The sequence below is a fragment of the Pseudomonas sp. 2 genome (assembly GCF_056627435.1).
In genome coordinates this window covers 1-18,771 of record NZ_JBWXNG010000020.1, presented here as the reverse complement: position 1 = coordinate 18,771, position 18,771 = coordinate 1, and the positions used below count along the sequence as shown (strand labels likewise).

Here is an 18,771-nt window from a genome sequence, read left to right as displayed (position 1 = left end):
GGGGCGTAGGAGTAGGGCTTGCCCGCGATCTGGCGCGCAGCGGCAGCAAAGCCATCCGCCTCTGTCGTGCCAGACGAACCGCATTCACCGGATTTGCTGCCGGTTCCCGGCAGATCGCCGACAAGTCGGGCTCCCACGCCCTCTGGGCAGAAGCGGGTTACACCTCTACCTTCACCGCGCGCCCGGTCTTGATCGACTCCAGCGCGCAATTGGCCAGGTGCAGCGCCTTCAACCCATCCCGTGCGTTGGTCGGCAGCGGCTCGCCGGCTTTCACTGCGGCGATGAACTGGTTCAACTCGTTGCGGTACGAATCGGCATAGCGCTCCAGGAAGAAGTTCTGCAACGGCTCCAGCATCTCGGTCTGGCTGGCGCTGTAGCTGCGCACGGTGGTGGCGCGGTGGTTGTCGTTGAGGACCATGCCTTTGGAGCCGAACACCTCAAGGCGCTGGTCATAGCCATAGACCGCCTCGCGGCAGCAGTTGATGTGGCATTGCTTGCCGGAAGCGGTGCGCAGCAGGACCATCACGCTGTCGTAGTCGTCGATCTGCGCCAGCGCCGGGTCCACCAGGCGGCTGGCGATGGCCATGACTTCCACCGGTTCCTCGCCCAGCAGGGTGCGCGCGGTGTCGAAGTCGTGGATGGTCATGTCGCGGAAAATCCCGCCCGAATGCTTGAGGTATTCCACCGGCGCCAGGCCCGGGTCACGGCTGGTGATCACCACCTGACGCACCTCGCCGATGCTGCCGTCGGCAATGGCCTTGCGCATCTGCAGGGTGTCGGGGTCGAAGCGGCGGTTGAAGCCCAGCATGACCTTGCCGTTGAGCCGTTCGATGTCCTCCACGGCCTTGGCCGCCTTGGCGAAATCCAGGTCGATGGGTTTCTCGCACAGCACCGGTTTGCCCAGTTGCACGGCGCGCAGCATCAGGTCGATGTGGGTGTCGGTGGGCGTGCCGATGACCACCGCGTCGACATCGTCCCGGGCGATGGCTTCGGCGCAGTCGTACGCCGCCGCGCAGCCCAGTTTCGCGGCCAGCTTGTCGACGCCTTCGCGCCACGGGTCGGCGATCACCGACAGTTGCACATCGGGGTTGGCCGCGACGTTGGCGGCGTGGATGTTGGCGATACGGCCTGCGCCGAGGACTGCGATGCGTAGCATGGGGTGGATCTCCTGGGATTGTTGTTGTCGGGGTAGATCGGTCAAACGGGTGGAACGGCAAAGCGAAATTCAGTGCGCCAGATTGAACGGGGTGACGATCTGCACCGCCGAAGACGGGATCGGATCGGCCGTGCACAACCGGTGAAACTGCAGAATCCGGGTAAAGGCGTTGCGTGCATCGACCTGCAGGTTGTGGTCGATGATCGCGGCGATCTTTTCTTCGGCCAGCAACTGGCGGTTTTCCTGGTCCAGGTCGTGGCCGATGAACACCGCCAGTGGCCGCCTGAGCGCGGCAAAGGCGTCGACGATGGCGCGGTTGCCGCCACCGACGCTGTAGATGGCCTTGATCGACGGGTTGTCCTTGAGCGCTTGGGTGACGCGCTCGAAGGTCGGCTGGTGCACGCCGAAACCACCGGTGATGTCGACTACCCGCAGATGCGGCGCGCGGCTGCGCAGCCAGGTGCGAAAGCCCATTTCGCGTTCTTCTTCGCCACGAAACAACTCACTGCTGATCATCACCCCGACGTCCTGCTCGGCGCTGTCCAGCCAGCGCGACATCAGGTAGGCAGCCGTCTGGCCCGCGGTGCGGTTGTCCATGCCGATGTAGCCGATACGCTCGCTCTGCGGCAGGTCCGAGACCAGCGTCACCACGGGAATCCCAGCCGCGGTGACCCGGTTCACCGCTTCGTTGATCTGCGGCTCGTCGGCGGCCTTGAGGATCAGCCCCTGGCTGCCCTTGCTCACGCAGCGCAGGATCAGGTCGTGCATCTGCGCGGTGTCGATTTCCTGATACAGGTGAAAGCGCGGAAAGATGCGGAACGGTGCCAGGCTGCCTAGTTGCGCGTGGATGGCTTCCTGCACCGCGTCGCTGAAGCGCTTGGGCACGTGCAGGATGATGTCGATGTGAAAGGTCCGGCCAACTGCGGGCCCGGATTTTTCCTGGGCTTCGAGTTCTTCCAATGCCTGCTGGATGCGCCGGTTGGTTTGGTAATGCACGCTGCCGCGCTCGTGCAGCACGCGGTCGACGGTCGCCTTGCTGACCCCGGCCTGCGCGGCGATCTGCTTGATGGAAAAACGTCTGGCGCGGTCGAGCATGGAATCCCCTTGAGCCTCTGCTGAGGTCTTGTTGAGGTTGATTCGGGTCTCTATGAGGTGAGGGCAATGCTAGTCTCAGTTCTAATCATTGTACAGATGGAATTTAAATTCTATTGTTGATGCAGTACCCGCAGCCAAAAACAACAACAGCAGGAGAAACCGAGCATGTCAGGACTGGACCTTTCCACCTCTTTCAACGGCCGTTATTTCATCGTCACCGGCAGTACTCAAGGGTTGGGCGCCGCTGTGGCACGCACCCTGGCGCAGCGCGGCGCCGCCGGCCTGATTATCTGCGGTCGCAGCCGCGACAAGGGCGAGCAGCAGGTGCGACAGCTTGCTGAACTGGACTGCCAGGCGTTTTTCGTCGAAGCCGACATGGAAAATGTCGACGACTGCCGCCGAGTGGTGGCAGAAGCCAAAAAGCGCTTCGGCACCGTGCACGGGCTGGTCAACTGCGCCGGAATGTCCGATCGCGGCAGCATCATCGACACCACGCCGGAGCTGTTCGACCGGATCTTCGCGGTCAACGTCAAGGCGCCATTTTTCCTCATGCAGGAATGCATCAAGCTGATGATCGCCAATCAGGTCGAAGGCTCGATCGTCAGCATTCTCAGTGTCTCCGGCCATGGCGGGCAGTCGTTCCTCTCGGCCTACGCGGCGTCCAAGGGCGCGCTGGCGGTGCTGACCAAGAACGTCGCGTTCAGCACTTTGCGCAACCGCATCCGGGTCAACGGCCTGAACATCGGCTGGATGGACACGCCCCACGAGGACCAGATCCAGCGCCAGTACCACGGCGCAAGCGATGGCTGGCTGGAGCGCGCCGAAGCCCAGTCGCCGTTTGGTCGCCTGCTCAAACCTCAGGAAGTGGCCAACAGCGTGGCGTACCTGCTGTCGGACCAGTCGGGCATGACCACCGGCGCGGTGATCGACATGGAGCAGGGCATCATGGGCTGTGGCGACGGCTCGACCCCGCGCCCGGACGCGCCGCTGACCCTCGACGGGTTGGGTGGCCTGTGAGCCGCTTCGCCAGCGTCGATGACCTCGACGTCGACGCTTTCGCGGCGCTGTGCGGGCAATCGGTCGATCTGGCCGATTACCCCCATGCGCAGGACGTCGCCAGCCGCGTGGTGATCTACGCGGCCGACACCTTGCGCGAGGCCATGCACGGCAATCGCCAGGCGTTGCTGGCCGAGCTGCATCGCGTTTTGAGCGACGGGCCCGGCGTATTCGTGGTGCGTGGCGCGTATCCGGACACCTCGGTGGTCGACCGGCACAGCGAGGTGTTTCGCCAGATCATCGCCGACGAGGCGGCCAGGGTGGTGCGCGCTGATCACTTCGCCAAGGCCGGGGCCAACCAGCGGATCTGGAACGCCTTGCAGAAGGCGGCCGAGCACTCGCCGGAGTCGTTCATCGAGTATTACGCCAACCCGCTGCTGGGGTTGATCGCCGAGGCGTGGCTGGGCCCTTATTTCCAGACCACAGCGCAGGTCAACGTGGTCACGCCGGGCGGGCAGGCGCAACAGCCGCATCGGGATTACCACCTGGGTTTCCAGACCGACGAGGTGGTGGCGCGCTACCCGCTGGAGCTGCATCGGCTGTCGCAGAACCTGACGCTGCAAGGCGCCGTGGCGCACACTGACATGCCGCTGGAAACCGGTCCTACGCTGCTGTTGCCGTTTTCTCAGCAGTACGAGTTGGGCTATCTGGCGTGGCGCGATCAGCGTTTCATTGATCATTTTGCCCGTCACGCGATCCAGTTGCCGCTGAACAAGGGCGACTTGCTGTTCTTCAACCCGGCGCTGTTTCACGCCGCAGGCACCAACCGCACTTCGGACCAGTTCCGCATGGCCAATCTGTTGCAGATCTCGGCGGCGTTCGGCAAACCGATGGAAACGGTCAATCGGGAGCGGATGATGCTGGCGTTGTATCCGTCCATGCTCAAGCGCCTGGAGCAGGGGGAGGTGGATGCCGCGCAGGCGTCGGCGGTGATTGCCATGAGCGCCGACGGTTATTCGTTTCCCACCAACCTGGACACCGACCCGCCGCTGCACGGCATGGCGCCACAGACCGGGCAGCAGTTGATGCACCAGGCGCTGGAGGAGCGCTGGCCGGTCGAGCGGTTTGGCGAGGCGGTGGAGGCGATGCGGGTCAAGCGGTTGGCGTGATTACGACACAAAACCTGTAGGAGCGAATTCATTCGCGATTGGCCATGACATGCGCCACATCGGCGGCGCCTTTTCGATCATTCGCGAATGAATTCGCTCCTACAGGGGATATGCATATCTTCGTCAGATATTTTCCGGCGTCACGATCTGCAACGGCACCAGCACCCGGTGGCGTTGCGGGTCGATGTCCTGTGTACGCGGCAGCTCGACCATCACCTCGATCAACTCCTTGGCGATCAGCCGCGGCTGGGAGTCGATCACCAGCGTGACTAGTCCTTTGCGCATCGCCTGGCGGGATTCCACGGTCGGCTCCTGCAGAATCACGCAGATCCGCCCGCGTTCAGGCGTGGCTGCCAGCGCGCTGATGACCCCTTCAACGCCACCTCCGGCCACGTAGATCCCTCGCAGATCGGGATGCCTCGCCAGGAGCTCAAGCGTGGCCTCTTCGGTGATCGCGCCATTGTCCAGGGTGATGATCGGCGGCAGGACGCGAAACTGCGGGGCCTTTTCTTCGAAGAAACTGCGAACCCCGGCTTCCCGCTGCTCATGGCCGAGAAAGCGATGGCCGCCGAGCATCACCGCCACCGAACCGCCCACCGGGTGCGAGCCGTGGGCGATCAGCCAGGCCGCGGTGCGCCCGACTTCATGGTTGTCGGTGCCGACATAAGCGCCGGGGTGCGTCGTTGGGAGTTCGGTCAGCAGCGACACCACCGGCACGCCCTTGAGCCGCACCTGCTCGATGGCCTCGAGAATCAACGGGTGCTCGAAACTGACCAGCGCCAGGCAGTCGCAGCGCTCGGCCAGTTGATGAATCTGCCCGGCGATGGACTGCGGCGTGCGGTCGTGGATCAACTCGACATGGCAGACGATATTGGCGCTGCGTGCATCGCGCGCCTGTTTGACGATGGCATCGCTCAGGGTCTTGTAGAACGTCTGGGAAGTGCCCAACAGCAGAAAGCCGAAGTGATAGGCCGGCTTCTTTTCATTGATGCGCTGGGAGATCAACCGGGCGGCGAAATAACCCACCGCTTCGGCGGCTTCGTGAACTTTTTCGGCGGTGTCGGGATTGACCGGCGCCCGGGCATTGAGCACCCGGTCAACGGTGGCGACACTCAAGTTGGCGTATTGCGCAACGGTGGCGATGGTCGGGCGTTTTTTATTATTCATGGTGCCATGGGCTAATTGTAAAAACAGCGCTTGATAGAAAACTATCAAGCCCGGACAAGGCTGGATGATAGCTTGAGAGAGAATACTTTCAAGCGCTTGTTGCAGGGCCTTGCGTCTCTATATTTTTGAATCAGCGAAGTCATTGAACAACGCGGTTTCAATTGTCTGGAGAACAATAACAATGTCGCAAATTCCCTACGATCCCGAGCGTGGAAGAGACTACAGCCTGACCGGCGAACAGGCCCGCCGCGCCGAAGAAGCCGGACTGGTATCGGCGGTGTGGTACCAGTGCCCGGTGCCGCGCAAACGCATGAAAGAACTGATGCAACGCAGCGACGGCCGCGCCCTGCGGGACACCGCGCTGTGGCTGGGCGCGATGCTGGTCAGCGGCATCGGCGGCTATATGTTCTGGGGCACCTGGGCCTGCGTGCCGTTCTTTCTGGTGTACGGCCTGTTGTACGGCACCGCCGCCAACTCGCGCTGGCATGAGACCGGCCACGGCACCGCGTTCAAGACCCGCTGGATGAATGACGTGGTCTATCAACTGGCCTGTTTCATGGTCATGTACGAGCCGCAGGTCTGGCGCTGGAGCCATGCCCGCCATCACACCGACACCATCGTCGTGGGCCGCGACCCGGAAATCGTCGAGCCGCGTCCGCCACGCCTGAACATGATTGCGCTCAAGTTTCTTTCCTTGCCCCACGTCTACAACGCGTTCAAATCGCTGTTTCTCCATGCCTCGGGGCAGATGAGCGAGGAAGAGAAAGTCTTCGTGCCTGAGTCGGAGTTTGCCAAGGTCTACCGTACTGCGCGTATCTGGCTGGCGTTACACGCGCTGGTGATCGGCGCGGCGCTTTACCTGAATTCCTGGTTGCCGCTGATGTATGTGCTGCTACCGACCATGTACGGCGGCTGGCTCAGTTACGCGTTCGGCCTGACTCAACATGTGGGCCTGGCCGAAGATGAACTCGACCACCGGAAAAACTGCCGCACCATTTATATGAACCCGGTGTTCCGCTTCTTTTACTCGGACATGAACTATCACCTGGAACATCACATGTTTCCGATGGTGCCGTACCATGCGCTGGCCAAACTTCACGAAGAAATAAAGGACGATTGCCCGCCGCCGTATAACAGCATTATCGAGGCGTACCGGGAAATCATTCCGACGCTGCTCAAACAGCGCAAGGACCCCAGTTACTACATCCGTCGCCCGGTGCGCGAGCCCGCGCCGCAAGCCGAGGCCACTGCGCAGGAATCGGCGTTCAGCTGAAGCCGTTTCGCCCTTCGAACAACAAGAGAGAGAGCACTGCCATGAGCAATCAGTGGGTAGAGGTGTGCCATGTCGATGACATCGATGAAGAAGACGTCATCCGTTTCGATCATCAGCAAAAAACCTACGCGGTCTATCGCTCGGCCGACAGCGAGTTCTTCGCCACCGACGGCCTGTGCACCCACGAGCGGATTCACCTGGCCGATGGGCTGGTGATGGACCACGTCATCGAGTGCCCCAAACATAACGGCCGTTTCGACTACCGTAATGGCCGCGCGCTGAACGCCCCGGCGTGCGTCAACCTCAAGACCTATCCGGTCAAGGTGGAGGCAGGCAAGGTCCTGCTGGATACCCTGGGGCAGGGCCAGTCATGAGCATCGAGGCGATGGTGATCGTCGGCGCCGGGCATGCCGGCGGGCGTGCAGCCTTGACCCTGCGCGAGGCGGGCTTCGCCGGGCGCATCGTGCTGATCGGCGACGAGGCGCACTTGCCCTACGAGCGGCCACCGCTGTCCAAGGCGCTGCTAAAGGGAGAGGCGTCGCTTGAGACCTGCAGCCTGTTCAGCGAGGCCGGGCTCATGGCGTCGGGCATCGAGCATCTGAGTGGCATTCGGGTCACAGATATCGACGCAGAGCGGCACCTGTTGAAGCTGGATAATGGCCAGCAGCTGGAATACGGCAAATTGCTGCTGGCCATGGGCGGGCAGTGTCGGCGTCTGGATCTGGGCGGGCGCAACTTCAGCAATGTGCATTACCTGCGCACGCTGGATGAGGCGCTGCGCCTGCAGCAAAGTCTTAAGCCGGGCACACGGTTGCTGGTGGTCGGCGGTGGCTTTATCGGCCTTGAGGTGGCCGCTACGGCGCGTGAGTGTGGCTGTGAGGTCACGGTGCTGGAAGCCGGGGCGAGGCTTGCCGCGCGGGCTCTGCCGCAGCGTCTGTCACAGGCGTTGCTGGACGTGCATCGCAGCAAGGGCGTTGCGGTGCATCTCGGCGCGCAGATCGAGAGCGTGCAGGGCGACGAGCGACTGACTTCGGTGCAACTGGTCAGCGGCGAGCGTTTGCCCTGTGACGCGCTGCTGGTGGGGATCGGCATGCAACCCAATCTTGAGCTGGCACAGCGAGCGGGCCTTGAAACCGGCAGCGGGATTCGCGTCGACCGGTTTCTGCAGACCCGCGCGCAGGACATTTTTGCGGCCGGTGATGTGTGCGAGTTTCCCGGCGCCGAGGGCCGGTTCGGGCGTCAGGAAACCTGGCGCAACGCCGAGAGCCAGGGGCGTCTGGCGGCGCTGAACATGCTCGGCCAACAACAGGCGATCAGCGGCGTGCCGGGCTTCTGGTCCGATCATTACGAGTTCGGTCTGCAGACGGTGGGCGTGCTCGAAGCGGATGCGAAGGTGATCACGCGCGAAGGCGCAGATGGCAGTTTTCTTCTGCTCTACCTCAACGCTCAGGATCGACTGGTTGGCGCCAGCGGCTGGGGCCAGGGCAACAGCGTGGCCAAAGACATCAAGCTGTGCGAGCGCTTGATCGAGAACCAGATTGCACTGCCGGTCTCGCAACTGGCCGACCCCGAGGTTTCCCTCAAGAGCCTGCTGCGGGGTGCCCATGCCTGACGTCCACAACCGCGAACTGGTGGTGTTTCAATCGATGTGGGCGATGCAGAACGAGCAGGGCGAGTTGCCTGGGCCGCTGGAGGCGCAGCTCACTAAAATCGCCGAAGCCGGGTTTGATGGAGTCACCGATCATTTCTATGAGCCCGCAGCGGCAAAGCGCTTGGCAATGTTGGCTGCAAATCTGGGGTTGCAGATCGAGGGCCAGCTGTTTCCCAAAGCCATCGACGATTTGCAGCCGGCTCTGGAGATCGCCAGCCAGTACGGCTGCCATCACCTGACAATCCAGGCCGATGTTCGGCCACGGACCTTGAAAGAAGCGGTCAGGCTGGCCGAAGGCTGGCTGCGCCTGGCCGAGCAGGTGGATTTCCCGGTGCTGCTGGAAACCCATCGCTACCGTGTGACCAACGACCTGCATTTCACCCTCGATCTGCTCAGGGAGTTACCGAATGTGAAGCTGTTGGCGGATCTGTCCCATTACGTGGTGGGGCGGGAAATTCCCCTGCAGCCCGATGCCGACGATCAGCAGCAGATCGAAACCATCCTGCGCCATAGCTGGGGTTTCCACGGGCGCGTGGCCAGTTGCGAACAGGTGCAACTGCCGATTGCCTTTGAGCAGCACGGGCCGTGGGTCGATTTGTTCGGCCATTGGTGGGCGTACGGCATGCGCGACTGGTTGGCGCGGGACCACGTGCCGGGCAGCCTGTCGTTCACCTGCGAACTCGGCCCGCCGCCTTATGCGATTACCGACCGCACAGGCCGGGACATTACCGATCGCTGGGAGGAGTCGTTGATGCTTAAGGATCTGGCCAGAAATCTCTGGGCCGAAACGCTCAGAACTTGATCGTTCCCACCCTCCGCATGGGAACGCCTCATGTGACGCTCCGCGTCACCGGACGCAGAGCGTCCTGCGCTGCATCCCCACGCGGAGCGTGGGGACGATCAACACTGCACAGCGCTTGAGCGGGCAGACATTCAGAGACAGTTTTTCAACGAGGTGGCTGTAGCCCACAAACCCCATGACATTATTTTCCTGACGAACACGAAGATTTTTTTACCTTAGCCAAGATTTTTTTACAAATCCGGGAAAGTGGTCAGAAAAAATTACAAGCCGTGGCATCGCAGGGCCACGGCGCCTCTCACGCATCCCTCAACAAGTCATGGGCATTGAGCAGATCCCAGGCAATCTGCGGGCATTTCTCCATGCCCTTGCGGATCGCTGCCGGGATCGCCGCGCGGGTCTTGCGGCACAGGCCGGGGTGTTCGGCGATGTCGATGACAATCCCGCGCATGCTGCGCACTTCGTTGAAGCCCGGCGCGACTTCGATGTGCAGGCCCAGCAGGTCGAACATGCGCCGCTGCATGTTTCCCAGGTCCTGAAGGCTGGTGATGTTTTCCAACCGTTCGAGCAGGCGTTTCTCTTCCTGGCGGGTCAGGTTGAGGATGCGCAGGTCCGCGCCAGCGGTTTCCAGCAGCCGTTCGCGCTCGCAAATGCAGGCGCCGGGCGGGCAGGGTGAGCGGATCGGCATCGAGGGGATCATGGGCCGATCATAGCGAGGCCGACGGGGGTTTTACAGCAGCGTTTGGCAGACCGGCTTCGGCCTTCACCGCCGCGCGAATCGCTTCGAGCAGCATTGTGCACGCCGGGTTGTCGTTGTCCGTGCGCCACACCAGGTGCAGCTCGCTCTGCACCCCTTCACCGAGCTCCAGCTCGCGAAACACCACGTTCTTGAACACCACGTTGGTCGCGCAGCGCGGCACCAGCGCCAGGCCCATGGCGGCGTTGACCAGCGCCAGAATGGTCAGCGACGAGCCCAGCCATTGCACGTAGTCCGGCGCCACTTGCGCGGAGCGCAGCACGCCGGTGAGCAGTTCGTTGAACGGCGGGTAGGCCGAGTGCGAATACATGAGGAATGGTTGCTGATCGAGATCGGCGACGCTGACGGTCGCGGCGCTGGCCAGCGGATGGCCGACCGGCACGGCCAGCACGAACGGCTCGCGCACCAGCAGTTCGGTCTGGAAACCCGGCTGCAGCAACGGTGCGCGGACAATGCCCAGATCGACCCGTCGCGCCCGCAGGGCTTCGTGCTGGGAAGCGGTGTTCATCTCGCTCAGGGAAATCTTCACGTGGGGCTGGTTCAATCGCGCCTCGGCGATGACCCTGGGCAGAAACTCATAGACAGCGCTGCCGACGAAACTGATGTTCACCGAGCCGATGTCGCCCTGGGCGATGCGCTTGGCGGCCAGCGCCGCCTGTTGCGCGCGGTCGAGCAGGTTTTGAGCCTCGATGAAGAATGCCCGGCCTGCGGCGGTCAGGGCCACGCTGCGGGTGCTGCGGGTAAACAGCTCGACGCCCAGATGATGCTCCAGCAACTGGATCTGCCGGCTCAGCGGTGGCTGGGTCATGTTCAGGCGTTCGGCGGCGCGGCGAAAATTCAGTTCAGTGGCCACCGTGGTAAAGCAGCGCAGTTGGGCGAGTTCAAACATTGATCCATTCCGGGTATCAATCAGCAGTCAATCTAGATTAGACGGGAACAATATCGGCGTCCATCATCGACCCATCCGCAAAAAATCATCCCTAAAAAAACAATGAACGGGAGTCGCGCCTTTGAATAACCCCCATCCGTCTCCGGACGCCTCGGCACTGGCCAGCGCCGCCGCCAAGGTCAAGCGGCACGTGCTGCCGCTGTTCGTGATCATGTTCATCGTCAACTACATCGACCGCGTCAACATCGGCTTCGTGCGCAGCCATATGGAGACCGACCTGGGGATCGGCGCGGCAGCCTACGGCCTGGGCGCCGGTTTGTTCTTCGTCGGTTACGCGCTGTTCGAAGTGCCGTCCAACATGCTGCTACAACGCTTCGGCGCCCGCGCCTGGCTGACCCGCATCATGTTCACCTGGGGCGCGGCGGCGATGGCCATGGCCTTCGTGCAGGGCGAAACCAGCTTCTACGTTTTGCGTTTCGTGCTGGGCGCGGCCGAGGCGGGGTTCTTCCCCGGCATCATCTATTACTTCACCCAATGGCTGCCGGCCAGCGAGCGCGGCAAGGCCATGGCGATCTTCCTGAGCGGCTCGGCAGTAGCCTCGGTGATTTCCGGCCCGGTGTCCGGCGCCTTGCTCGGCATCAGCGGCCTGAGCCTGCACGGCTGGCAATGGATGTTCCTGATCGAAGGTTTCGCCTCGATTGCCTTGTGTGGTTTCGTCTGGTTCTGGCTGCAGTCCCATCCTCGTGAGGCGAAATGGCTGAGTGAAGAAGAGAAGGGCGCTTTGATCGCCGCCATCGCTGCCGAACAGAAGGCCCGCGAGGCGACCCAGGTGATCAAGCCGTCGATCTTCAAACTGTTGGCCGACCGGCAGATCGTGCTGTTCTGCTTCATCTACTTCTCGGTAGCCCTGACCATCTACGGCGCGACCTTCTGGCTGCCGAGCATGATCAAGAAAATGGGCAGCATGAGCGACTTCCAGGTCGGGCTGTTCAACTCGATCCCGTGGATCATCTCCATCGTCGCCATGTACGGCTTCGCTGCGCTGGCTGCGCGCTTCAAGCATCAGCAGGCGTGGGTCGCAGTGACTCTGGTGATCGCCGCCTGCGGCATGTTCGCCTCGACCACCGGCGGGCCGGTATTCGCCTTCGTCGCCATCTGTTTTGCGGCGATCGGTTTCAAGGCTGCTTCGGCGCTGTTCTGGCCGATTCCCCAGGGCTATCTGGACGCACGAATCGCTGCGGCGGTGATTGCGCTGATCAACTCCATCGGCAACCTCGGCGGTTTTGTTGCGCCGGCCACCTTTGGCTTTCTCGAACAGACCACCGGCTCCATCCAGGGCGGCCTGTATGGCCTGGCGGCGACCTCGCTGCTGGCGGCGGTGGTGATCTTCTTTGCCCGCACCACGCCGCGCGCTGATCGCACGCTGCCGAGCGACATCAATAGTGCATTGTCGACTCAAGCTTCGCTGAGCACCTCTTCAAGCCTCAAACCCTGATTGACCGGGAGAAGTCATTTGAAAATCACACGTGTCACTGTCACCCCGATTGCATTCCGTGACCCACCGCTGCTCAACGCCAGTGGCATCCACGAACCCTACGCGCTGCGCTCGATCATCGAGGTGGAAAGCGACAACGGCTACATCGGTCTGGGCGAAAGCTACGGCGACGCCCCGGCGTTGGCGATCCAGCAGCAGTTGCAGAGCCAGCTGATCGGCATGGACCCGTTCAACCTCGCGCAGTTGAAAGCGGTGGTGAAAGCGACGGTAGCCGCGCACAAGCCGGCCAGCATCGCCGGTGCGGAACTGGCGCCCGGCTCCCACGCCAGCAAGGCGGTGAGCAACGCCTATTCGGCGTTCGAAGTGGCGTTTCTCGACTTGCAAGCGCGTTCCATGAACCTGCCGCTGGTGGACCTGCTCGGCGGCGCAGTGCGGGATCAGGTGCCGTTCAGCGCCTACCTGTTCTTCAAGTACGCGCAGCACGCCGATTCGCCCTACGCGCCGGACAGCTGGGGCGAGGCCTTGAGCGAGGAGCAGATCGTCGCTCAGGCCCGGCGCATGATCGAGGCTTACGGCTTCAAGAGCATCAAGCTCAAGGCCGGTGCGCTGGATCCGGAGCATGAGGTGTCGTGCATCAAGGCCCTGAAAAAGGCCTTCCCCGGCTACCCGCTGCGCATCGACCCCAACGGCAACTGGTCGCTGGAAACCTCGATCCGCATGGCTGAGCTGCTGGGCGATGACTTGCAGTATTACGAAGACCCGACACCGGGTCTGGAAGGCATGGCCGAATTGCACAAGCGCACCGGTCTAGCCTTGGCGACCAACATGGTGGTCACCGATTTCGACGAGTTCCGCAGGAGTGTGGCGCAGAACAGCGTGCAGATCGTCCTCGCCGACCACCATTACTGGGGCGGCCTGCGCGACACCCAGGCGCTGGCCAAGATGTGCGAAACCTTCGGTCTGGGCGTATCGATGCATTCCAACTCGCATCTGGGCATCAGCCTGATGGCCATGGCCCACGTGGCCGCCGCCGTGCCGAATCTGGACTACGCCTGCGACACCCACTACCCGTGGCAGGAGCCGGACGAGGAAGTGATCAAGGGCGGCAAGCTGCCGATCGTCGACGGCTGCGTGAAGATCACCCGTGACCCGGGCCTGGGGCTGGAGCTGGACTATGACCAGCTGGGCAAGCTCAACGACCAGTACCTGACCTGCGGAATCCGCTCGCGCGATGACGTGAAGCAGATGCAGAAGTACAAGCCGGAGTGGAAGGCGGTCAAACCGCGGTATTGATGGGTGCACCGACCACGTAGCAGCACGGCTTGCCGGCGGGGGGCGATCTTGAGGACGTCCCCGCCGGCAAGCCGTGCTGCTACGCCGGTTGTTCTCCTGACCGTGATAGCGGTGGAGATCGCGAGCTTCTTCCCGCAAGAAAGCGTTACCATTGCCGGCCTTTGCCATCGCCGGACATGTCATGAATACCTTGCCCTACGCCCCACGCATCAGCCAGGTCCAGCCCGAGGAAACGGCTGAAGTGGTGGCGTTCGCCAGGCAGGCCAGGGCCCGTATGTTTCCGCTGTTGGACGCTGATGTCGTACCTGACGATCTCAAGCGCTTTGGCAACGTTTACCTGAGCGGCGACTGCAGTGGTTTTTTCATCGCCCGCAGTGAAGGCCGTCTGATCGGCGCCATCGGTTATCTGCCCTATGACGGGCGCTTCCCGCAACTGGATTACACCGGACGCAAGACGGTGGAAGTGGTGCGGCTGTTCCTCGATCCAGAGTTCCGGCGCATCGGGCTGGGCGCACGCATGTTCCAGGCGTTGAAAACGGCTGCGCGCAAGCAGGGCGTCGAGGTGCTTTACCTGCACACCCATCCGTTTCTGGCGGGCGCGATCGAGTTCTGGCAGCGCCAGGGTTTCGCCATCGTCGATGTTGAGGATGACCCTGTGTGGCGAACCACGCACATGCAACTAGCCCCGTAACAATTCGCAAAACTCGCACCACGCACAAACCGGCCAATCGCAGCACGCCTGTTCAATACCGCCAAACCTGACCGCCGCACTATGACTTCATCGCGGGCTAATGGTGAAAACCGCCATTGCCCCGCTGTTCATGAACTCATGGGTACGCGATGAGCTATTCAACCTTCAATGACCGCGCGCTGGACCTGGGGCTTCTGTTCCTGCGGGCCAGCGGTGCGCTGTTTCTGTTGTTCGTCCACGGGTTGCCCAAGCTGCTGGACTTCAACGCCCAACTGCAACTGATCGAAGACCCGTTCCACATGGGCGCGGTACTGACCCTTTGCTTGGCGATCTTTGCCGAAGTCCTGTGCCCGCTGCTGATCCTGACCGGCGTGCTGGCGCGTCTGGCGTGCCTGCCTATTCTGTTTCTGCTGCTGGTGGCGCTGGTGGTGGTGCACGGGGACTGGAGCGTTGCGCAGGGGCAGTTCGGCTGGTTGCTGATCATCATTTTCACCAGTGTGCTGATCGCCGGGCCCGGCCGTCTGGCGCTCAATCATCGTTTTTCCGGAGCGTTGCGTTATGCCTGAATCCCTAAGCCCTTTGAACGCTGCCCCTTTGAACGTCAGCGCCGACGCCGCCAAAGCCTCCGGCCTGTCCCGCGACGAGATCGTCACGCTGGTGATCAAGCACCGGGTCAAACAGGGCCAGGAGGCGCAATACGAAGCCTGGCTGCGCCGCATCGTGTCCATCGCGGCGTCGTACCCGGGGCATCTGGGTGTCGATGTGATCCGTGGCAAGTCCGACGGCCTGCACATGTTCACCTGTGTGCTGCGCTTCTGTTCCACCGATGCGATGCAAAGCTGGCTGGATTCGAGTCAGCGCCGCGAACTGGTGGCCGAGGCCGAGCCGATGCTGGCCGATGGCGACCGCACCGAGGTCAATCCGCACAACGAATTCTGGTTCGTCCCGGCCGGCGACGCGCCTCAGCCGCCGCGCTGGAAGCAGGCCGTGGTGACCTTTTTCGTGATTTGCCCGCTGACCCTGTTGATCCCGCTGCTCTGGGGGCCCGTGTTCCGCGCCTTTCCGTTGCTGGGCAATTACGTGATCAGCACCGCGCTGGTCACCATCACCATCGTCCTGTTGGTGGTTTACCTGCTGATGCCTCAGGCCACCAAGCTCGCAGCGCCTTGGCTCAACGCCGCGCCCAAGGCCAAACCCGGAGCGGACCATGAAGGATAAGCCCGGCGATGACGCCCCCAGCAGCAGCGAGCGCCGCAGCTTCGTTGCCAAGGGCTCGTTGCTCAGCGCGGCCGCCGCGATTCTCACTTCTCTGCCAGCCACCGGCTTTGCCGTCGGTGCGGCCAAATCTTCTGCCCAAGGAGGCGCGATGAACGTCGATCTGATTCTCTTCAACGGCAACTTTCATACGGTTGACCAGGAAAAACCCAAAGCCAGCGCAGTGGCCATTGCCGGCGGCAAGTTCGTAGCCGTGGGCACCGACGCCGAGATCATGGGCATGCGCAGCGGCGCGACCCAGGTCATCGACATGCACAAGCGCACGGTGATCCCGGGCTTGAACGACTCGCACCTGCACCTGATCCGCGGTGGCCTGAACTACAACCTGGAACTGCGCTGGGAAGGCGTGCCGTCGCTGGCCGACGGCCTGCGCATGCTCAAGGCTCAGGCCGAGCGCACGCCGACCCCGCAGTGGGTGCGCGTAGTGGGTGGCTGGAACGAATTCCAGTTCGCCGAAAAACGCCTGCCGACCATCGAAGAACTGAACCAGGCCGCGCCAGACACCCCGGTGTTCGTGCTGCACCTGTACGACCGTGCACTGCTCAATCGCGCCGCGTTGCGCGTGGCCGGTTACACCCGCGACACGCCGAACCCACCGGGCGGCGAGATCGTGCGTGACAGCAACGGCGAGCCGACCGGCATGCTGGTGGCCCGTCCGAACGCGATGATTCTCTACTCGACGCTGGCCAAGGGCCCGAAACTGCCGCTGGAGTATCAGGTCAACTCGACCCGCCAGTTCATGCGCGAATTGAACCGCCTGGGCCTGACCAGTTGCATTGATGCCGGCGGTGGCTTCCAGAACTACCCGGACGACTACGAGGTCATTACCCAGCTGGCAGAAGCCAAGCAATTGACCGTGCGTATCGCCTACAACCTGTTCACCCAGAAGCCAAAGGAAGAGCTGGAAGACTTCAAACACTGGACGAGCAGCGTCAAGCTGCATCAGGGCGATGATTTCCTGCGGCACAACGGCGCTGGCGAGATGCTGACCTTCTCGGCCGCCGACTTCGAGGACTTCCTCGAACCGCGTCCTGACCTGCCGCCGGGCATGGAGCAGGATCTGGAGCCGGTGGTGCGCCACCTGGTCGAGCACCGCTGGCCGTTTCGTCTGCACGCCACCTACGACGAGTCGATCTCGCGCATGCTGGACGTGTTCGAGAAGGTCAACCGCGACATCCCGTTCGGCGGCATCCCGTGGTTCTTCGACCACTGCGAGACCATCTCGCCGAAGAACATCGAGCGGGTGAAGGCCCTCGGCGGCGGCATCGCAATCCAGGACCGCATGGCGTTCCAGGGCGAATATTTCGTCGACCGTTACGGCAAGAACGCTGCCGAACACACGCCACCGATCAAGCGCATGCTGGCCGAAGGCGTGCCGGTGGGCGCCGGCACCGACGCCACTCGCGTGTCGAGCTACAACCCCTGGACTTCGCTGTACTGGATGGTCAGCGGCCGTACCGTCGGCGGCCTGGAGCTGTATCCGGAAGGCCTGTCCCGCGAGACCGCGCTAGAGCTGTTCACCCGTGGCAGCGCCTGGTTCTCCTCGGAGCAGGGCAAGAAAGGCCAGATCAAGGTCGGCCAGCTGGCGGACGTGGTGGCGCTGTCCCAGGACTTCTTCAGCGTGCCGGAAGAGTCGATCAAGTGGATCGAGTCGGTGCTGACCATCGTTGACGGCAAGGTCGTCTACGGCACCAACGAGTTCGACAAGCTGGCACCGCCAAGCGTGCCGGTGCTGCCGGACTGGTCGCCGGTGGCGATGGTGCCGGGCCACTGGCGCCCGGGCGCGCCGATGGCCGCTGCGGTTCACCAGTGCAGCGGGCCGTGCGCCGTGCACGCCCACGGGCATGACAAGGCACGCCAGTCGAAAGTGCCGGTCAGCGACTTCCAGGGCTTCTGGGGCGCCTTTGGCTGCTCGTGCTTCGCCTTCTAAAGAGCAAAAGACACCTCGCCGGATCACCCCGGCGAGGCTATCCGCCGACGCAGTTTGTTGGCATCGCACACACCTGCAATCCACTTAAATGGAGTCAATCATGAGCGTTCCTTACAAGCGTCTGGATATCAACGATGCCGTCGTTCTGCTGGTCGACCACCAGACTGGCCTGATCTCGCTGGTACAGGATTTCTCGCCGAACGAGTTCAAGAACAACGTGCTGGCCCTGGCCGACTGCGCCAAGTTCTTCAAGCTGCCAACCATCCTGACCACCAGCTTCGAATCCGGCCCGAACGGCCCGCTGGTGCCTGAACTGAAAGAAATGTTCCCGGACGCGCCGTACATCGCCCGTCCTGGCCAGATCAACGCCTGGGACAACGAAGACTTCGTCAAGGCAATCAAGGCCACCGGCCGCAAGCAACTGATCATCGCCGGTGTCGTGACCGACGTGTGCGTGGCGTTCCCGACCCTGTGCGCGCTGGAAGAAGGCTTTGACGTGTTCGTGGTGACCGACGCTTCCGGCACCTTCAACGACGTGGTGCAACAAGCTGCGTGGGCGCGTATGTCCGCTGCCGGTGCGCAACTGGTGAACTGGTTCGCCGTGGCCTGCGAGCTGCAGCGCGACTGGCGCAACGACATGGAAGGCCTGGCCAACCTGCTGTCCCAGCGCATCCCGAACTACCGCAACCTGATGAACAGCTACTCGGCGTTCAACAAGTAATCCTGCGCGGCACAAGGTGGCCGCAAATTTTGCGGCCACCTCATTTTTGAGCATCGCACATCCCTCGTAGCAGCCGGGCTTGCCTGCGGGAGCGATCTCGAGATTGTCCCGCCGGCAAGCCGTGCTGCTACGGGATTGTGTGGTGTCCACGAGCGGTTTCTGCCCGGAGGGCGTAGGAACGTGGTTTGCCCGCGATGCGGTTGCCGTTGCTTTTGATCTTGATCTTCAAACGCAGAACTTCCAGACACCACAAATCGCGACTTGGGTGCAGGCTGAATGGAGGTCTCGCGGAGTGGGTCGAGCGGCATGGATGCCGCGAGAGGCGTGTGGGCCATGGATGGCCCTTTCACGCCGGACCCACGGAGCGAGGCCGGAATGAAGGGACCCGACGCAGGAGGGCCAAACCAGGAGCAT

Annotated in this window: 18 protein-coding genes; 13 read left to right on the top strand and 5 right to left on the bottom strand. The window is 62.6% G+C overall.

From position 1 onward, the window contains the following. Window positions 1-157 precede the first annotated feature (157 nt). Both iolG and AC1MEK_RS25725 read right to left on the bottom strand, forming a co-directional pair. Complete coding sequence (gene iolG, locus AC1MEK_RS25730) at window positions 158-1,156, bottom strand: inositol 2-dehydrogenase (RefSeq protein WP_480399061.1); 999 nt, start codon at window positions 1,154-1,156, stop codon at window positions 158-160. 69 nt (window positions 1,157-1,225) lie between these two features. Beyond that, on the bottom strand, window positions 1,226-2,251 hold the full coding sequence (locus AC1MEK_RS25725; protein WP_480399060.1) for a LacI family DNA-binding transcriptional regulator: 1,026 nt from the start codon (window positions 2,249-2,251) through the stop codon (window positions 1,226-1,228). Window positions 2,252-2,416: 165 nt separating this feature from the next. On the opposite strand from AC1MEK_RS25725, the gene AC1MEK_RS25720 reads away from it, so the two are divergent. Next, window positions 2,417-3,268, top strand: a complete 852-nt coding sequence (locus AC1MEK_RS25720; RefSeq protein WP_480399059.1) for an SDR family oxidoreductase — start codon at window positions 2,417-2,419, stop codon at window positions 3,266-3,268. Beyond that, window positions 3,265-4,416 (top strand): phytanoyl-CoA dioxygenase family protein, encoded by a 1,152-nt coding sequence (locus AC1MEK_RS25715; protein WP_480399058.1) that lies wholly within the window; start codon window positions 3,265-3,267, stop codon window positions 4,414-4,416. Before AC1MEK_RS25720 ends, AC1MEK_RS25715 begins: the two co-directional genes overlap by 4 nt. Window positions 4,417-4,539: 123 nt before the next feature. On the opposite strand, the gene AC1MEK_RS25710 is transcribed toward AC1MEK_RS25715, so the two are convergent. Then, window positions 4,540-5,583 carry a LacI family DNA-binding transcriptional regulator gene (locus AC1MEK_RS25710; RefSeq protein ID WP_480399057.1) on the bottom strand — a complete coding sequence of 348 codons (1,044 nt, stop codon included), beginning with the start codon at window positions 5,581-5,583 and terminating at the stop codon, window positions 4,540-4,542. A gap of 181 nt (window positions 5,584-5,764) precedes the next feature. Between AC1MEK_RS25710 and AC1MEK_RS25705 the strand changes: the two genes are divergently transcribed. From AC1MEK_RS25705 to AC1MEK_RS25690, 4 genes are read left to right on the top strand one after another with little or no spacing between them, the layout of a single operon-like run. Continuing rightward, window positions 5,765-6,856: a fatty acid desaturase family protein gene (locus tag AC1MEK_RS25705; protein ID WP_480399056.1), complete on the top strand. Its 1,092-nt coding sequence runs from the start codon at window positions 5,765-5,767 to the stop codon at window positions 6,854-6,856. Window positions 6,857-6,897: 41 nt separating this feature from the next. After that, window positions 6,898-7,230: a MocE family 2Fe-2S type ferredoxin gene (locus tag AC1MEK_RS25700; protein ID WP_480399055.1), complete on the top strand. Its 333-nt coding sequence runs from the start codon at window positions 6,898-6,900 to the stop codon at window positions 7,228-7,230. Beyond that, a complete protein-coding gene (locus AC1MEK_RS25695) occupies window positions 7,227-8,468 on the top strand; it encodes an NAD(P)/FAD-dependent oxidoreductase (RefSeq protein ID WP_480399054.1) in 1,242 nt (413 codons plus the stop codon). Before AC1MEK_RS25700 ends, AC1MEK_RS25695 begins: the two co-directional genes overlap by 4 nt. Further along, the gene (locus tag AC1MEK_RS25690; protein ID WP_480399053.1) at window positions 8,461-9,309 is read left to right on the top strand and encodes a sugar phosphate isomerase/epimerase family protein; all 849 of its coding nucleotides are present in this window, start codon (window positions 8,461-8,463) and stop codon (window positions 9,307-9,309) included. Before AC1MEK_RS25695 ends, AC1MEK_RS25690 begins: the two co-directional genes overlap by 8 nt. 295 nt (window positions 9,310-9,604) lie before the next feature. Here AC1MEK_RS25690 and AC1MEK_RS25685 read toward each other — a convergent pair whose 3' ends face one another. Continuing rightward, window positions 9,605-10,006: a hypothetical protein gene (locus AC1MEK_RS25685; protein WP_480399052.1), complete on the bottom strand. Its 402-nt coding sequence runs from the start codon at window positions 10,004-10,006 to the stop codon at window positions 9,605-9,607. Between the two features lie 7 nt (window positions 10,007-10,013). Beyond that, window positions 10,014-10,952: a LysR family transcriptional regulator gene (locus AC1MEK_RS25680; protein WP_480399051.1), complete on the bottom strand. Its 939-nt coding sequence runs from the start codon at window positions 10,950-10,952 to the stop codon at window positions 10,014-10,016. A 211-nt stretch (window positions 10,953-11,163) separates the two neighbouring features. Between AC1MEK_RS25680 and AC1MEK_RS25675 the strand changes: the two genes are divergently transcribed. The 7 genes from AC1MEK_RS25675 (at window position 11,164) to ycaC (ending at window position 18,357) form a co-directional block, all read left to right on the top strand. After that, window positions 11,164-12,447: an MFS transporter gene (locus tag AC1MEK_RS25675; protein WP_480399169.1), complete on the top strand. Its 1,284-nt coding sequence runs from the start codon at window positions 11,164-11,166 to the stop codon at window positions 12,445-12,447. An 18-nt stretch (window positions 12,448-12,465) separates the two neighbouring features. Then, complete coding sequence (locus AC1MEK_RS25670; RefSeq protein ID WP_480399050.1) at window positions 12,466-13,740, top strand: glucarate dehydratase family protein; 1,275 nt, start codon at window positions 12,466-12,468, stop codon at window positions 13,738-13,740. Window positions 13,741-13,921: 181 nt separating this feature from the next. Continuing rightward, window positions 13,922-14,431: a GNAT family N-acetyltransferase gene (locus AC1MEK_RS25665; protein WP_480399049.1), complete on the top strand. Its 510-nt coding sequence runs from the start codon at window positions 13,922-13,924 to the stop codon at window positions 14,429-14,431. Between the two features lie 149 nt (window positions 14,432-14,580). Further along, complete coding sequence (locus tag AC1MEK_RS25660; protein ID WP_480399048.1) at window positions 14,581-14,997, top strand: DoxX family protein; 417 nt, start codon at window positions 14,581-14,583, stop codon at window positions 14,995-14,997. Next, window positions 14,990-15,649 (top strand): antibiotic biosynthesis monooxygenase, encoded by a 660-nt coding sequence (locus AC1MEK_RS25655; protein ID WP_480399047.1) that lies wholly within the window; start codon window positions 14,990-14,992, stop codon window positions 15,647-15,649. Before AC1MEK_RS25660 ends, AC1MEK_RS25655 begins: the two co-directional genes overlap by 8 nt. A gap of 148 nt (window positions 15,650-15,797) precedes the next feature. Then, window positions 15,798-17,636: an amidohydrolase gene (locus AC1MEK_RS25650; protein ID WP_480399168.1), complete on the top strand. Its 1,839-nt coding sequence runs from the start codon at window positions 15,798-15,800 to the stop codon at window positions 17,634-17,636. A gap of 100 nt (window positions 17,637-17,736) precedes the next feature. Beyond that, on the top strand, window positions 17,737-18,357 hold the full coding sequence (ycaC, locus tag AC1MEK_RS25645; protein ID WP_480399046.1) for an isochorismate family cysteine hydrolase YcaC: 621 nt from the start codon (window positions 17,737-17,739) through the stop codon (window positions 18,355-18,357). The last annotated feature ends 414 nt before the right edge of the window (window positions 18,358-18,771 follow it).

Bases quoted from the DNA above. Each gene is read 5' to 3' on its own strand.
- iolG (WP_480399061.1), bottom strand. From the start codon at position 1,156: ATGCTACGCATCGCAGTCCTCGGCGCAGGCCGTATCGCCAACATCCAC.
- AC1MEK_RS25725 (WP_480399060.1), bottom strand. From the start codon at position 2,251: ATGCTCGACCGCGCCAGACGTTTTTCCATCAAGCAGATCGCCGCGCAG.
- AC1MEK_RS25720 (WP_480399059.1), top strand. From the start codon at position 2,417: ATGTCAGGACTGGACCTTTCCACCTCTTTCAACGGCCGTTATTTCATC.
- AC1MEK_RS25710 (WP_480399057.1), bottom strand. From the start codon at position 5,583: ATGAATAATAAAAAACGCCCGACCATCGCCACCGTTGCGCAATACGCC.
- AC1MEK_RS25705 (WP_480399056.1), top strand. From the start codon at position 5,765: ATGTCGCAAATTCCCTACGATCCCGAGCGTGGAAGAGACTACAGCCTG.
- AC1MEK_RS25700 (WP_480399055.1), top strand. From the start codon at position 6,898: ATGAGCAATCAGTGGGTAGAGGTGTGCCATGTCGATGACATCGATGAA.
- AC1MEK_RS25695 (WP_480399054.1), top strand. From the start codon at position 7,227: ATGAGCATCGAGGCGATGGTGATCGTCGGCGCCGGGCATGCCGGCGGG.
- AC1MEK_RS25690 (WP_480399053.1), top strand. From the start codon at position 8,461: ATGCCTGACGTCCACAACCGCGAACTGGTGGTGTTTCAATCGATGTGG.
- AC1MEK_RS25685 (WP_480399052.1), bottom strand. From the start codon at position 10,006: ATGATCCCCTCGATGCCGATCCGCTCACCCTGCCCGCCCGGCGCCTGC.
- AC1MEK_RS25680 (WP_480399051.1), bottom strand. From the start codon at position 10,952: ATGTTTGAACTCGCCCAACTGCGCTGCTTTACCACGGTGGCCACTGAA.
- AC1MEK_RS25675 (WP_480399169.1), top strand. From the start codon at position 11,164: ATGTTCATCGTCAACTACATCGACCGCGTCAACATCGGCTTCGTGCGC.
- AC1MEK_RS25665 (WP_480399049.1), top strand. From the start codon at position 13,922: ATGAATACCTTGCCCTACGCCCCACGCATCAGCCAGGTCCAGCCCGAG.
- AC1MEK_RS25660 (WP_480399048.1), top strand. From the start codon at position 14,581: ATGAGCTATTCAACCTTCAATGACCGCGCGCTGGACCTGGGGCTTCTG.
- AC1MEK_RS25655 (WP_480399047.1), top strand. From the start codon at position 14,990: ATGCCTGAATCCCTAAGCCCTTTGAACGCTGCCCCTTTGAACGTCAGC.
- AC1MEK_RS25650 (WP_480399168.1), top strand. From the start codon at position 15,798: ATGAACGTCGATCTGATTCTCTTCAACGGCAACTTTCATACGGTTGAC.
- ycaC (WP_480399046.1), top strand. From the start codon at position 17,737: ATGAGCGTTCCTTACAAGCGTCTGGATATCAACGATGCCGTCGTTCTG.